This window comes from Streptomyces sp. NBC_01428 (assembly GCF_036231965.1).
Classification (GTDB): Bacteria; Actinomycetota; Actinomycetes; order Streptomycetales; family Streptomycetaceae; genus Streptomyces.
This window is the reverse complement of the sequence record NZ_CP109499.1, coordinates 977,100-990,830: the sequence shown is the minus strand read 5'-3', so window position 1 is coordinate 990,830 and position 13,731 is coordinate 977,100. Positions and strand designations below refer to the sequence as shown.

General features: G+C 68.4%; 17 protein-coding genes. 14 read left to right on the top strand and 3 right to left on the bottom strand.

From position 1 onward, the window contains the following. Positions 1–150 precede the first annotated feature (150 nt). From OG406_RS04370 to OG406_RS04330, 9 genes are all read left to right on the top strand, one after another. Complete coding sequence (locus tag OG406_RS04370; RefSeq protein ID WP_164374570.1) at positions 151–327, top strand: CsbD family protein; 177 nt, start codon at positions 151–153, stop codon at positions 325–327. Between the two features lie 498 nt (positions 328–825). Continuing rightward, positions 826–1,668 (top strand): SigB/SigF/SigG family RNA polymerase sigma factor, encoded by an 843-nt coding sequence (locus OG406_RS04365; protein WP_329190644.1) that lies wholly within the window; start codon positions 826–828, stop codon positions 1,666–1,668. A 104-nt stretch (positions 1,669–1,772) separates the two neighbouring features. Further along, the gene (locus tag OG406_RS04360) at positions 1,773–2,177 is read left to right on the top strand and encodes a DUF5133 domain-containing protein (protein WP_329184081.1); all 405 of its coding nucleotides are present in this window, start codon (positions 1,773–1,775) and stop codon (positions 2,175–2,177) included. A gap of 4 nt (positions 2,178–2,181) precedes the next feature. Then, complete coding sequence (locus OG406_RS04355) at positions 2,182–2,490, top strand: hypothetical protein (RefSeq protein ID WP_329184079.1); 309 nt, start codon at positions 2,182–2,184, stop codon at positions 2,488–2,490. 158 nt (positions 2,491–2,648) lie between these two features. Further along, the gene (locus OG406_RS04350; protein ID WP_329184078.1) at positions 2,649–2,882 is read left to right on the top strand and encodes an ANTAR domain-containing protein; all 234 of its coding nucleotides are present in this window, start codon (positions 2,649–2,651) and stop codon (positions 2,880–2,882) included. Positions 2,883–3,264: 382 nt separating this feature from the next. Continuing rightward, complete coding sequence (locus OG406_RS04345) at positions 3,265–3,468, top strand: cold-shock protein (protein ID WP_164374567.1); 204 nt, start codon at positions 3,265–3,267, stop codon at positions 3,466–3,468. Positions 3,469–3,796: 328 nt separating this feature from the next. Further along, positions 3,797–5,290: a DEAD/DEAH box helicase gene (locus tag OG406_RS04340; RefSeq protein WP_329184072.1), complete on the top strand. Its 1,494-nt coding sequence runs from the start codon at positions 3,797–3,799 to the stop codon at positions 5,288–5,290. Between the two features lie 45 nt (positions 5,291–5,335). Beyond that, positions 5,336–5,746 carry a CBS domain-containing protein gene (locus OG406_RS04335; protein ID WP_329184069.1) on the top strand — a complete coding sequence of 137 codons (411 nt, stop codon included), beginning with the start codon at positions 5,336–5,338 and terminating at the stop codon, positions 5,744–5,746. 52 nt (positions 5,747–5,798) lie between these two features. Next, a complete protein-coding gene (locus OG406_RS04330) occupies positions 5,799–6,110 on the top strand; it encodes an SCO5918 family protein (protein WP_164374564.1) in 312 nt (103 codons plus the stop codon). An 86-nt stretch (positions 6,111–6,196) separates the two neighbouring features. On the opposite strand, the gene OG406_RS04325 is transcribed toward OG406_RS04330, so the two are convergent. Then, positions 6,197–6,556 (bottom strand): hypothetical protein, encoded by a 360-nt coding sequence (locus OG406_RS04325; RefSeq protein WP_164374563.1) that lies wholly within the window; start codon positions 6,554–6,556, stop codon positions 6,197–6,199. A gap of 316 nt (positions 6,557–6,872) precedes the next feature. Next, entirely contained in the window at positions 6,873–7,433 is a 561-nt protein-coding gene (locus OG406_RS04320) for a hypothetical protein (protein ID WP_267052265.1), read from the bottom strand. A 384-nt stretch (positions 7,434–7,817) separates the two neighbouring features. On the opposite strand from OG406_RS04320, the gene trhA reads away from it, so the two are divergent. The 3 genes from trhA (at position 7,818) to OG406_RS04305 (ending at position 9,478) form a co-directional block, all read left to right on the top strand. Further along, complete coding sequence (gene trhA / locus OG406_RS04315) at positions 7,818–8,483, top strand: PAQR family membrane homeostasis protein TrhA (protein WP_329184064.1); 666 nt, start codon at positions 7,818–7,820, stop codon at positions 8,481–8,483. 312 nt (positions 8,484–8,795) lie between these two features. Next, positions 8,796–9,005 carry a hypothetical protein gene (locus tag OG406_RS04310; protein ID WP_329184063.1) on the top strand — a complete coding sequence of 70 codons (210 nt, stop codon included), beginning with the start codon at positions 8,796–8,798 and terminating at the stop codon, positions 9,003–9,005. 146 nt (positions 9,006–9,151) lie between these two features. Next, positions 9,152–9,478: a VOC family protein gene (locus OG406_RS04305; RefSeq protein ID WP_329184061.1), complete on the top strand. Its 327-nt coding sequence runs from the start codon at positions 9,152–9,154 to the stop codon at positions 9,476–9,478. A gap of 370 nt (positions 9,479–9,848) precedes the next feature. On the opposite strand, the gene OG406_RS04300 is transcribed toward OG406_RS04305, so the two are convergent. Then, positions 9,849–10,154 (bottom strand): putative quinol monooxygenase, encoded by a 306-nt coding sequence (locus OG406_RS04300; RefSeq protein WP_329184059.1) that lies wholly within the window; start codon positions 10,152–10,154, stop codon positions 9,849–9,851. Between the two features lie 834 nt (positions 10,155–10,988). On the opposite strand from OG406_RS04300, the gene OG406_RS04295 reads away from it, so the two are divergent. Together OG406_RS04295 and OG406_RS04290 are read left to right on the top strand one after the other, a co-directional pair. After that, a complete protein-coding gene (locus OG406_RS04295) occupies positions 10,989–11,345 on the top strand; it encodes a hypothetical protein (protein WP_329184058.1) in 357 nt (118 codons plus the stop codon). 837 nt (positions 11,346–12,182) lie between these two features. Then, the gene (locus OG406_RS04290) at positions 12,183–13,268 is read left to right on the top strand and encodes a DNA polymerase III subunit beta family protein (RefSeq protein WP_329190642.1); all 1,086 of its coding nucleotides are present in this window, start codon (positions 12,183–12,185) and stop codon (positions 13,266–13,268) included. Positions 13,269–13,731: the final 463 nt, after the last annotated feature.

Sequence of the window (13,731 nt, the reverse complement as noted above, 5' to 3'; positions counted from 1 at the left end):
CGGCGCGGCGATCTCCACTCCTCCAGATCGATCGCTTTCACGGCAGACCACTGCCCGGGGCGTCGACTGTGTGATCCGAGGGTTTACACGGTGAATCCGTGGTGACCCGATGGAGGAACCTCTTTCGATTGAGACAGGGTGTGAGTGGTTGTGGCTGCGGACGAGAAGGCTCAGGCCAAGGGCGAGCAGGTCGAGGGCAAGGTCAAGAAGGTCGCCGGGGGCGCGGTCGGCAATGAGTCCCTGAAGGCCGAGGGTCAGGCCAAGGAGTCCCAGGGGGACCTGCGCGCGGCCAAGGAGAAGGCCAAGGACGCCGTCAAGCCCAAGTAGGCACGGCACCCCGGATCCCGGCAGCCCATGGGCTGCCGGGATCTTCGCTGTTGTACCTGGTTGTGTGTTGATGCCGCTCGCCGCCGGGAAGGGCCCGCAGATCCGACGGCGGGCTGAGCCGAGCCGCATGCGCTGCGGATGCCGCTCAGGGGGTCGCCGCGGTCGCGGCTGCCCGCAGCCGGGTACGGCACACCGGCGCCCCCGATAGTCACTGATCGGCGGCCCGTCCGTCGCACCCCGCAGGACGGGCCACCGCACGGGGCGCACGCGGTGACAAAGGAGCGGCGTTTACGGTCGTGACGGCGGGGGCACGCGGGTTTCGTGCTTCGGACCGGAGGCGCACGCCGAGCGGGGATTCGCCCGCTCGCCTCGGCTTTCCTCCGGTGGCCAGGCAGATCTCCGCACGGCGAACCCTGACAGACCGTTTGGCCGGTGGCCGGAATCTTGTTCCGTGCACGGCCGGTAAGAGCGTTCAGGAGTGTTCCTGTGCCTACTCAGATGACCGCATGCCCTCAGCCCGGCGACGTCGACGGCGTATCCAAGCCCGCCGGCGAGTGGAGTCCTCACGAGGAATGCCCCGAGTCCACCGCGCTCTTCCAGCGCCTGGTCGACCTCGACGCCGGTTCTGAACGCGACGGCGTCCGCGATGAGCTGGTGGCTCTGTGGCTACCCATGGCGCACCGCCTCGCCGGCCGTTTCCGCGACCGCGGCGAGGCACTGGATGACCTGCGCCAGGTGGCAGCGCTCGGCCTCGTCAAGGCCATCGACCGGTTCGACCCCAGCCGGGGCGCGTTCGAGAGCTACGCCATCCCCACGATCACCGGGGAGATCAAGCGGCACTTCCGGGACCGCATGTGGGCCGTGCGCGTGCCGCGCCGGGTGCAGGACCTGCGTAACAAGGTACGGATCGCCCGCCGCGAACTCACCGAACGCCCCGGCAGCCCCGAACCGAGCACCGCAGAGATCGCCGCGCACACCGGCCTCACCGAGGAGGAGGTGGCGGCCGGCGTCGAGGCGCTGGAGAGTTTCAGCACCCTCTCCCTGGACGCCGAACTGACCGCCGGCGACGACGGTCTCAGCCTCCGCGACACCCTGAGCCCCACCGACACCTCCTTCGACCTCGTCATCGACCGCGAGGCAGCCAAGAAGGCTCTGCGGCGACTGCCCGAACGAGAACGGACCGTCCTCTACCTGCGCTTCTTCGAGGACATGACGCAGAGCCGGATAGCCGAAAAGCTCGGCATCTCGCAGATGCACGTCTCCCGGCTCATCACCCGCAGCTGCGAGCGGGTGCGCAAGGAGGCCCTGCAGCAGCACGCCGACGAGGTCACCGCGGCGTGACCCGCGCTGCGGCCAGGAGTCCGGCCCGTCGTGCCGGCCGACTCACCCACGCGGAAGAAGCGGCACATCGTCCGCCGACCACCTCGCACCCCAGGAGACACCCCATGCTGATGCCTCTGCCCGCGACGTTGCGCCGACTCGTCAAGGAATACGAGACGCTCCTCGCCGAGGAGACACTCGCCGGCGTCGCAGACCCCAGCCGGCGTCTGCGGGACCTCGCCTACACCTTGTGCGTGTCCACCGGCACCCGCGAGATCACCGCTGCCCTCGATGCCGCCCGTTCCTTCCTGGCGAACGTTCCTGCGTCCACTCATGGCACCGCCGCGGCCATGACGGCCCGCGACGAATCCCTCGCGGCCGTCGCGGCCGCCAAGCCCTCGTGGGAAGCGGCCCGCTCCCGGCGGGCCGCCGGCGCCCCGTCACCCACGCGACGCGATCTCACTCCGCGTCCAGGACACCGACCCGCCGTGCCGTCCGGTGCGAGCGCGGGAACGGGCAGCGGAAGGTGAGGTGATGGCTGTGAACGAGCGTTCCGTGATCGTCTATCCGCCCACGAAGCTGGAAGGCCGCCAGGTGTGGGTCGATGGCGAGCCTGCGGGAACCCCGCAGAGCCTGCGTGCCCTGACGGAGCTGTTGCGCCGCGCGGGCTGGGAAGGGCTGGACGAGGTCGACGTCGCCGACCTGCCGCTCATCGAGTGGTACGGCGGAGGACCGGAAGTCTGGACCCCGGGTTCCAGGCCGTGGCCCGCGCAGCGTCCAGTAGTGCCGCACAGCATAAGGGGCTCGGAACCACAGGGGCCGGACCTGACCGAGAGGAAATGAGTCTGATGGAGCAGGTGTTGACGTCCGGTCAGGACCGAGTCGAACAGCCTTCCATGACGTTGCCGGCAGGTGGGTGCGCCGCTGCCGCGGCAGACGGGGCCGCAGGAGTGCAGGCCCGGGCGGACGGGCCGCCGCCGGATGATCTGGGTGCTCCAGCCGTGACGGAGCAGGCAGTGGGCATGGTCATGGCTCTCGGGCGTCTGCCCGCCGACCAGGCCCGCAATGTCCTGACCAGAGTCTCCCAGCGCGCCAACATCACGCCGGGCCGTGCCGCCGGCCTCCTCACCGCCTGGGCGTTCAGCGGCGAACTCAACCTGGGTATCCGTATCGCGCTGGAGGAAGCGATCCGCGAACGGCGCCGTCCGGGTCGGCCGGCCTCACCAGCTGAATAGGCACTCGGGTCAGGCGGTGTCGGCACCCCTGGCCCGTCGCCGACAGGGTGGGGAAGCGGCAGGATGGTGATGAATTCTTCAGAACGCTGCGCTCGAAGTACGCCAATACCTGTGCTCGTCAACTGAGAGTTTGCCGGACCGTGTGGTGAGAGTTTTTGCCTCAATGGGCGGGGTGGAATTTCTTAACCGGTGGAGGCCGCTGCGGCGTGCTACTGTCCATCTCAGTTGCAGTTGTGGTTCCCAAATCTTCAAGTGCTCCCACCTGGCTCTGTCGGGGAGAGTGCTTTTGTGTTTCCGGTCATTTCCGGTCGGGGTAATCATCGCGGCGACACGGTGTCCGCACAGTGCGAACACTGTTGTACTGCCCCAAAGGAGATATGACATGGCTTCAGGTACCGTGAAGTGGTTCAACGCTGACAAGGGTTTCGGCTTCATCGAGCAGGACGGTGGCGGCGCTGACGTGTTCGCCCATTTCTCGAACATCGCCGCGCAGGGCTTCCGTGAACTGCTCGAAGGACAGAAGGTGACCTTCGACATCGCGCAGGGCCAGAAGGGCCCGACGGCCGAGAACATCGTTCCGGCCTGACGCACACCGTGTAGCTGGGGCCCGCATCCCTCGGGGTGCGGGCCCCAGCTGCTCGTCGTTTCCCGCAGTGATTTCACCTGCGGGGGCGGCTCGAAAGGATCCGCGTGTTTCACGCGGCTCTCCCTTCAGGACGCGATACGTCCTGCTAGCTGCATCGCACGCCGGCACCCGGGATTTTAGATCCCCGCCGTGCCGCCTATTTCAGCATTCACGCCCGACGCGAATTCCGTCGGCCGGATTGCTTTGACGTCGGTTCATACCTGAAATTCCGTGCTGCTTACTTCTTGCGGGAATTCCTTGATATGCGCCGCATTGAGGAAGGTTTCGCATGAACCGCACACGTACGAATGACCGCTCGCCCCGCACCCGTAATGGCGGTGCAGCCCTGGGAAGGGATGCAGGACGCTTCGGCTCGTCGGCACCTCGCCGTTCGAGCCGACCGGCCCGTTCCGGCGGTTACGGCCGACGGCCCGCCGCGGTGCAGGGTGAGTTCGCACTCCCTCAGACGATCACCCCCGCGCTGCCTGCCGTGGAAAACTTCGCTGATCTCTCCATGCCCGCGCAGCTGCTGGCCGAACTCGGCAGGCAGGGTGTGAGCGTGCCGTTCCCGATCCAGGGCGCGACGCTGCCGAACTCCCTGGCGGGCCGTGACGTCCTGGGCCGCGGGCGTACCGGTTCCGGCAAGACCCTCGCCTTCGGCCTGGCCCTGCTCGCCCGCACCGCGGGACAGCGTGCTGAGCCCCGCCGGCCGCTGGGGCTGATCCTGGTCCCGACGCGTGAGCTGGCGCAGCAGGTGACCGACGCGCTCACTCCGTATGCCCGGTCCGTCAGGCTGCGGCTGGCCACGGTGGTGGGCGGGATGTCGATCGGCAGGCAGGTGAGCGTGCTGCGCGGCGGGGCCGAGATCGTCGTCGCGACTCCGGGCCGGCTCAAGGACCTCATCGACCGCGGCGACTGCGGGCTGGACCAGGTGGGCATCACGGTGCTGGACGAGGCCGACCAGATGGCCGACATGGGGTTCATGCCGCAGGTCACTGCGCTCCTCGACCAGGTACGTCCGGACGGGCAGCGGATGCTGTTCTCGGCCACCCTGGACCGCAACGTCGACCTGCTGGTGCGCCGCTACCTCACCGACCCGGTCGTGCATTCGATCGACCCCTCGGCCGGTGCGGTCACGACGATGGAGCACCACGTCCTGCACGTCCACGGCGCCGACAAGCAGGCTGCCACGACGGAGATCGCCGCCCGCGACGGTCGTGTGATCATGTTCCTGGACACCAAGCACGCCGTCGACAGGCTGACCCAGGACCTCCTCAACAGCGGTGTACGGGCGGCTGCCCTGCACGGTGGCAAGTCGCAGCCGCAGCGCACTCGCACGCTGGCGCAGTTCAAGACGGGGCACGTCAGTGTGCTGGTGGCGACCAACGTCGCGGCGCGCGGCATCCACGTCGACAACCTCGACCTGGTCGTGAACGTCGATCCGCCCACCGACCACAAGGACTACCTCCACCGCGGCGGCCGCACCGCCCGGGCCGGCGAGTCCGGCAGCGTTGTCACCCTGGTCACCCCGGGCCAGCGCCGCGGCATGGTCCGCCTCATGTCGGATGCCGGGATCCGCCCGCAGACCACCCAGATCCGCTCCGGCGACGAGGCCCTCCACCGGATCACCGGCGCCCAGACCCCGTCCGGCATCCCGGTCGTCATCACCGCACCGGTGGCCGAACGACCCAAGCGTGGCGCCACCTCACGAGGCCGGCGCCGCCCCTCCTCGACGCCGCGGCGCTCGCCCGCACGCCGGACCGTCGTGGATGCGGCGGCCTGAACCTTCGTGATCAGGAAGCTGACCTATCTCTGCAGGAGGCACCTTGTGACGCTGGTTCAGATGCAGCCCCGCCCGGCGAGTGCCGGCCCCGTGCACCCCACGCTGGTGGTAGCCGATGTCATGGACGCGGCCGGACCGCAGGTCTGTGACGACATGAGCGTAGAGGTGGCGCTGTCGGTCATGGCCGCAGCCCGCACGGCCCGCCTCGTCGTCTGTGACCAGGACGGCCAGTGCACCGGTCTGGTGACCCACGCCGAACTCACCGGGATCCGTGGCGGCTCCGCGTACACGGACCGCGTCCGCCTGCGCGACCTCCTGGGCGACCACGGGTCGTTCACCTCAGCCGTGACCACGATGGCCGACGCCGAGTACGCGATGCGTACCCGCCGGCTGGGTGTCCTGCCGGTGGTCGACGAGCAGGGCAGCGCTCTGGGCGTCCTCGCCCTCTCCTGCTGAACGGCCTCACCCCGGCCCGCCTGTTCTTCCCTTCTTCTCCCTGTGAGGTCACATGCGCTGCGTCATCGCCCGCTTCCCCTTCGAGCTCACCAAGGCCGGCGTGCTGGAGTCGATGAAGGGCATCAAGCCCGAGCCGGGCTCCGGTGAATCCGTGATCATCGGCCGCCGCCACTACCCCGTCAAGCAGGTCGGCCAGGTCATCACCCGCCAGGACCGCCGTGATTTCAGCGCCGCCGAAGTCCTGCGCGCGATGACGCAGCTCGGCTTCACCTGCCGCGCCGCCCTTCCCAAGGCCGCGCCCGTAGGCATCCTCAGCTCGTTTCAGCACGCGTCCGCGATGCTGGGTACCCCGGTCTCCGTCTGACCGGGGGGACGCGGTAGCAGTGTGGACCGGCCCGTGCGCGGGCCGGTCCACACTGCCACCCAAAGGGTCTTCGCCGTGGTGGATGCTCAGTGGTCGGAGTAGCTGAAGTCGCCCATGGTCCAGGCGCTGACGTCGGCGATCGCCACGCGGTACATGCCGCCCGTCTCGGGGATCCCGACGGTGCCCTGCAGGATCCGGGCGACGTGGAAGTGGAGATGCGTGGGCGGTTCCTCCGTCTTCGCGGGGGCGGCGAAGACGGCCGAGAACTCGCCCAGGCGGGCAGAGTCTGTCAGCACGTCCGACACCCTCTGCCTCCACACTGCCTCGGGAGCCAGCCGGCCGGTGACGACCGCACCACCGGTGACTACGGTCAGGGACATCTGGTTGCTCTGCCCGGATTCCACCAGGGCGGCGACGGAAACGAGCAGCTCGTCAGGCTTGGACATGGGGCCGATTATATGGACTGGCAACCCGGCCCCTGAACCTGGTGACAGCAGACACGAAGCGGCGCCGGCTGTCTGCCGAGGAAGCCCCGGAGGGGGTGGCCCGTGTGCGGCGATCGGTGATGGTCAAGAGAAGCGGTGCTCCCGCGGGTCCGCAAGAGGTCAACCGTGAGCGCCAGCCCGTCGTCTGCACCGGCCTCCCCGATGCTCGTCCCGGTCGGCCCGGATGACGGTGCTGCGGGACAGCTCGCTCTGTCAGCACGGCCCACGGCCATGGAGCGTCCCGTCATGTGCCGAACGCATTCCAGGGAACCCAAATTCAGACGCTTGTCCAGGCGTCGAGGAAGGCCTTGCGGCCGGCGGGATCATCGGACCTGCGGTCTGCGTGGAGGACGCGCCAGGCGGTGAGCTCGAGATCACGGAGCCAGAGCTCGCCGATGACCTCGGTCTTGAGGTCGGGGAAATCGTCGGACTCGACGAGGGCCTGACCGACCACCTCGCTCGCTGCGAGGCGCTGGGGCGGGGTCATCTGGTCGACGGCGGAGAGGATCTGGCGGGCCAGGGCAGTTCCGTCTCCGGTCAGCGAACGCAACACCAGAGTTTTGATGTTCGCGGGCAGCAGATACGCGGTCCCCGACGACCGCCACAGTTCCGACCAGAAGTGTTCTCCCGCCTTGGTGGGGGCGGGCAGTGCAGCCAGCAGCCCGAGGAGATGGCCGGTGGCGGCATAGCCGTCGGAATGAGCTGCGGCCACGACGGCGATGCCGGCGACGCCCTCCACATCGAGACGGCCCGCCTCATGCTGCGGTGCCAGACCCAGTTGGTGTTCGAGCTGAATCGTGAGAGGGGTGGATACGTGGGGACGGACCTCAGGAAGCATCGATGATCCTTGCGCGTTGGCGGGCGATGCCCGTTCGGAAGCCCTGATCGTTCCCACCAGGGACCGGTCTACTCGGCCTCGACGGACCCGATTTGCTGTCCGATCAACGAGACCGGAGCGGCAACGGTTGCGAACCGCTCTGGGCACGGGTTGGGGGGCAGTGCGTTCGCGACCGACCTTGCGGAGCGTCGTCCGAGTACCGCCCTCTAGCATCCCTCCATGATCACCGGTGATGCCCAAGAGCCCGAAGGAGGAAGTGAAGCCGTGTCCCGCGACGCCGCTGAAGCCCAAAACATCCACCCCGCCCCGGGGCGGGGAGACGGCCGTGACGACGGACCGCCCGTCGGATCACAGGACCGCGAAGCAGAAGAGCACGCTGGCCCGATGGCGGCTCTGGTGGAGCGGGCGTCCGACCTGGTCGAACCGATCAAGCCGAAGCTGCGCGGCTGGCTCCACGCGGGCATGGTCCCCGCCTCACTGACCGCCGGCATCGTGCTCATCTGCCTGGCCCCCACCTCACGGGCAGCCGTGGCTTGCGCGGTGTACTCCGTCACGGCGTGGATGCTGTTCGCGACGAGTGCCGTCTATCACCGCGGCACCTGGGGGCCACGTGGCGAGGCGATCCTGCGGCGCCTCGACCACGCCAACATCTTCCTCATCATCGCCGGTACCTGCACCCCTCTGGCCGTGGTCCTTCTCCCGCCGGGCCAGCGGTCCCTGCTGCTGTGGATCGTGTGGACCGGGGCACTGGTCGGCATCGCGTTCCGGGTCCTGTGGGTCGGGGCCCCGCGCTGGCTGTACACCCCGTGCTACCTGGCCTTGGGGTGGGCGCCGGTGCGCTACCTGCCAGACTTCCTGCACAACGGCGGAGCGGCCGTACTCATCCTGGTGGTGGCCGGCGGGCTCCTCTACAGTGCGGGCGCGGTCGTCTACGCCCTCAAACGCCCCGACCCCTCACCGCGGTGGTTCGGCTTCCACGAGGTGTTCCACGCCCTGACCGTGGCAGCCTTCACCGCGCACTACATCGCCATCTCCCTGGCCGTCTACTAAGCGCTCAGGCTCCACGTACGCAAGAGTGTTCCGGCAACCTCGTCCTCTGTGACCAGCGGGCGGGCACGTCTGCGCTTCAAACGCTCTTAACACCTTGGGGTGAGGGCCCGGACCCGGGCGGCTTCGGGCCCTCACGCAACTTGCACCATGATCCTCATCTGACCCGGACTCGGACCCTGATCGGCACAGTCACCGACACCACGCGGGGGTCACCCTCGCCCGTGTCCGCTGACCGCACGACTGTGTTCCTGCCGTGCGCGGCCCGCCCATCAGGCGCACCCTGGAAACAGAGAACCATCCAGGGAGGCGCCGATGGCGTTTCATGAAGGCGACCCATGGAAGGACCCGAAGCGCGCGCGTCGAACCGACAGCAGCCGCATCGTCGTGGGGTGCATTCTGGCCGTCGCCCTGTTGATCGTCCTGGCCGTCATCGATCTGGAAGCCGCCATCATTGTGGCCGTGCTCGCTGCTCTCACCGCGCTGATCCTTTTCGCCACCAGCCGGCGACGACGCAGTCCCTGACAGACGTCACTCTCGGACCTGGTAGCGGGAATGCGGTCATGGCGCTCACGATGAAGATCCGAGGACGGCATCCGCATGCGCGACCTCACCCAGCTCCGGGCGCAGCGCCCCCCTCGGTCAGCCGCCTGATCGACCGCCTGCAGGCCATGGGGTTCGTCGAGCGCGGGCGCCTGTCCCGGCAGCCGCCGCGAAGTGCCGCTCTCCATCACCCCGGCGGCCACAACCGGCTGGCCCGGATCCGCGAACTGCGCGACCAGCTCCTGCACCAGGCACTGGCCGACGACTCGCCGGACACCCCGGCCCACTGGCAGACGTCCTTCGCGGTCGACGACGTCGACTCCGCCCTGGACACCCTGGTCAGGAGCGGCGGCACCGTCCTCGCTCCGCCGTCCGACGTGAAGGGCGGCCGCATGGCCGTGGTTGCCGACCCGCAGGGCGCCCGGTTCGCGATGATTACCCCACAGCCGCAGTGACTGCATTACCTGACACCGGGGCCAACTGGCCCCGGTGTGGGGCCAAACGGCCTCTGCTGCGGGCTGTTTGGCCCGAAGAGCCTGGGAGCGATGCGCGGAGGAAACCGTCCTACCTCCCGCGAGGACTGGTCGCCGACTCCTCCCTGCCGGGGGACTGCCCCGACGGGTCCCTTCCGGTCCTTGTCGGGTCGTCCAGGGGACGGCAAGGACCGGTTCAGGCGTCCGGTCGGCATCCACTGCCGATCCGCCCGAGCGAAGTACCAGAACCACTCTGCCCATCAACGTCTCGCGGGAGGTGCCGAGCGTGGTCGGAGAAGGCGAGCAACGGGGGCGGAGGCGGACACGGGGGTTGCCCGGCCGCCTCTGGTCTTCAGGGCAGTTTGTGGGCGAGAACGTCGAGTTGCTCGATGGAAGGCGGTTCGGAGAGGAGCTCGGGGGCTCGTTCCATCAGGGCCGCGGCCAGCTGTCCTCCGAGGTGGGCCTGGCGTGCGGAGCCGTCGGGGAAGGCGTCGAAGATCGCGAAGGCGGTCGGGCTCAGGCGCACGGCGAACCATGCGATAGTGCCGGGCTCCTCCTGCACGACGCCAAGGCCCTTGCGGAGAAACTCGGCGACTTCTTCCTCCTTGCCGGGCTTGGCCTCCATGCGTACGTACAGCCCGACGTTGACGTCTGCCATGTGGGGACTCCTTTTCGGTGCTCGGCCGCCCGCGAGCACTCGGGCAGTGCCGTGATCAGTTGGCATCGAACGACCTCAGTATGGCTGGACCAATGCGCCTTTTCCGTACATTCTCCTCGCGCTGGCTGGTCGAATGAGCCTCACCCGCACCTCAGCCCCCGCAGACAGGGCCGGGATTTGCCGATGCCGATGCCGATGCCGATGGCGCCTGGCGGCGAGCAGCCGGCCGTGCGCTCGGGCGGCGGCCAGGATGTCGTCGAAGAGGTCCAGGAGGGTGCAGGGCTCACATCAGTCCGCCATTCCTGGGGCGCCAGGGTCAGCCGGTCATCCTTCGGTCCGGTGACTCAACAGCCGACCATCTGATCGCACACGATCTCGAACATGCCGGCGTCCCACATTGCAGGCGACTCGATCTCGCCCCGCCGCGCACCGCGTGCCGACGCTCTCGGCGCCCTGGTGGACCTGGCGTTCGGCGAACTCTCGCTGTACGGCCTCACGCCAGAGACTCACACCGACAACGCCAGTCCTCACCAAGGCGGGCTTCACACACGAAGGCACCAGCCCTCCGCCTGTCTCCACCGCGGCCGCCGCCACGACCTCGCCGTGCACGCACTGCTCCGCCCCGAAGGGGATGAGCTGGACCGCCCTCGCGCCTGGGATGTCTGACCAGGCGCAGAGCACAGCGGGTCGTCCTGGCTTGCAGGGCTCCTGGCTGTTGTCGGGCACGATCCAACATCAGGCCCTGGTCTGGATGGGACGCATGTCTTATACCCTCCCTGTGCCGAGGTCATCGGGCTCGGCGTCATGGTCGGCCGACGTGGGACAGGGCGGCGTGTGGCAGCCCGGCTCGCGCGTCTCAGTGAAGTGGAGAATGGCGTGCCCCGTTGGGTCGTCCTGCGAGTTACGGGGGAAGCAGAAGCTTTCCGCGATACCGTCCACCGTGAGCTCGAGGGTTCCGAGGCTGAAGCGCTGGCCGCGATGCTCCGTATGATCGATACCTTCGAGCAGGCCTCCTCCGAAAAGAAGCGGCTACGTCAGCGAAGGCAGGTCTTCCGGGTCTCCGAGCGTCGGTATTTCGTGCGCGTCCACAACCGGTTCAGCAACGCGGAAGCCCAATTCACCCTCGCCGAACTCATAGCCGACACCCATGACGATGACGTTCCGGACACGGCGAGCCATGCTTCGCTGTGATCCGCAGACGTGGCCCTGGTGGCCCTTCGAGGCGACAGCCCCCTGACCAGCTCACCCCAGAGCCGACGAGGTTGTGTATTCGGGAGCGGCAGGGAGTGAGTGGCTGTCACCGTGACTGGTATGGATCTTCCTCCCGACACCGTTCTCGTCTTCGACCAGGAGGAAGACCTGAGCGTCTTCGCGTGCGTCCCTCCCTCACGCCGCCAACTACCGCGAGGCGATTGACGTGTCGGAAGGTGAGTACGCCGCGGCCTACGCCCCGACGGCTGCGTGCCCGCGTACGGTTCGGGCTGGGGATGGTGGGTGGCCATCCGGTCGAAGATCAGGCGGCCGCCATACCAAGGAGCCGAAGCGACCGCGCGGTAGGTATCACCGAGGACTGAACGCGGCGCCGGGGGGAACACACACCGACGACAACGGTGCCGACAGCGGACCGTGCATTCTGCTGCCCTCCCCACCCGGCGTGGGCGCAGATAAGAGGAAGGTCGCACCGTTCGTGTTTCAGGAAGCCCCGATCTACCGACAGCTCATCACGGAGCGTGGCGACATTCCCGCGGATGTGCGTGGTGAAGCAGAGCGCATACGAAGGGAACTTCAGCGGGTGATGCCGGCCATGCAGAAGCCTGCGGCCTCAGTGCCCGGTGATGAGTGAGGCGACACCCCTGGTCGAGAGGCTGGCTTCGTCAACCTGGGTGAGCTGGACACGGCACATGATGAGGGCTCCGCGTGTGTTCATCCTGCAATCCTCTGCGCGTAATGCCCGAGAGCGTCCACGCCCACGCACTGGTTGACCCTCGACAAGGTCGAGGGCTCAGGGTTACCGGTGTGGAGAACGAGATGCGCAGCATCGGAGAGATGGCTCGGGACGGCGGCCTGAGCGTGAGTGCGCTCCGGTTCTACGACCGGGCCGGCGTCCTTGTCCCGGCCTGGGTGGATCCGGTCAGCGGCTACCGCTGGTACGCGCCCGAGCAGTTGGAGGAGTCCCGGCTGCTGGCCCGGCTGCGGCGGGCGGGCATGCCCGTGGCGGACATCCGGCTCGTCCTGGCCGCCTGGTCCGGTACGGATACGGACCTGGTGCGCGGCCTCCTCCAGGCTCACCTGCGTCGTCTCGAGCTGGGGCTGTCCGATGCCCGCAGCGAGTTCTCCGCCCTCCGAGCCCTACTCGATCACAGGGAGAACAGCCTCGTGACGTCACTCAGCACTAACACCGTCCGGCTTTCCGTCCCCGCTCCAGAGCTGGCCGCCGCGCTCGACGCGGTCCGCTTCGCGGCCGGCATCGACCCAGGGCTGCCGGTGCTCGGCGGGATCCTGTTCGACGTCGAGGACGACGATCTCCACCTCGTGGCCACCGACCGCTACCGCTTGGCCGTCACGCAGGCCCGCACCGCGGGGTACGGCAGCATTCGCGTACAAGCCGTCGTGCCGCTTCCACTTGCCGACGCGATGCGGGTCTTGCTGAACGACGGGGAGTCCGTCCGGCTGACGGTGGATGGTGGCCGCGTGACACTGGAGACGGGCGACCGGCAGGCGGCCGGGCAGAGCCTCGATCACGAATTCCCCGACTACCGTCGCCTCGTCCAGCTCCCGACCGGCCGCCGGGCCCACGTCGGCACGGCGACCTTCCGAGAGGCGCTGCAGACCGGTCCGGTCCGCGCGAGCGAGACGCGTAAGCACGATGGCGAAGCCTTCGACCTCAGTGTGCTCAGGGTGACGGAGAACGGGAAGGTGATGGTGTGCGACGACGGTGACGACGACCCGCACGACGTCGCCGTCAACCGCGCCTTTCTGCTGGACGCGCTGACCGCAGCGGCCAGAGACGAAGTCGTCCTGGAGTTCGGGGCTCCTACGGCACCGCTCGCGATCCGCCGCCCCGACGACGCGGACACCTTCTCCCTCCTGATGCCGGTCCGCTTGGCGGACTGAGACCGACCGGCTGGTCGATGGTCAGGCGACGGCAGGTTGCGCAGTCGCCGGCCGCCAGGGAGCTCATTGTCGACTACGCAACGGGCAGTCGGTGGGATGTGCGCGGCTGGTGCGTATCGCGAGCTGGGCAGCGTCCGGGGTGTTGCGCAACACGTCGTGGCGCAGGAGCGCGGGGCCTGCGATCTTCTCGGTTCCGTTCCGGCTCTTTCCGGTGCTGGAGGCAAAGCGGCAGACGCAGCGCGCGACCGCGGCGGGTGTCCGCGGGACGCCGCACCAACGGCCAGGTCACGGTGCGACGAGGCGGGAGATCAGGTCGCGCTGGTTTCTGGAGAAGACCGTCGGTGCCGACGGGAATCGAGCAGGTGAGCCAGGGGTGACGAAGCCTCCGTTTCGCCTGTCAGGGCCCATTGGTTCCGCAAGACTCCAGGAAAGGATCACCCGGTGGGGGCGCGTATGGGCGATG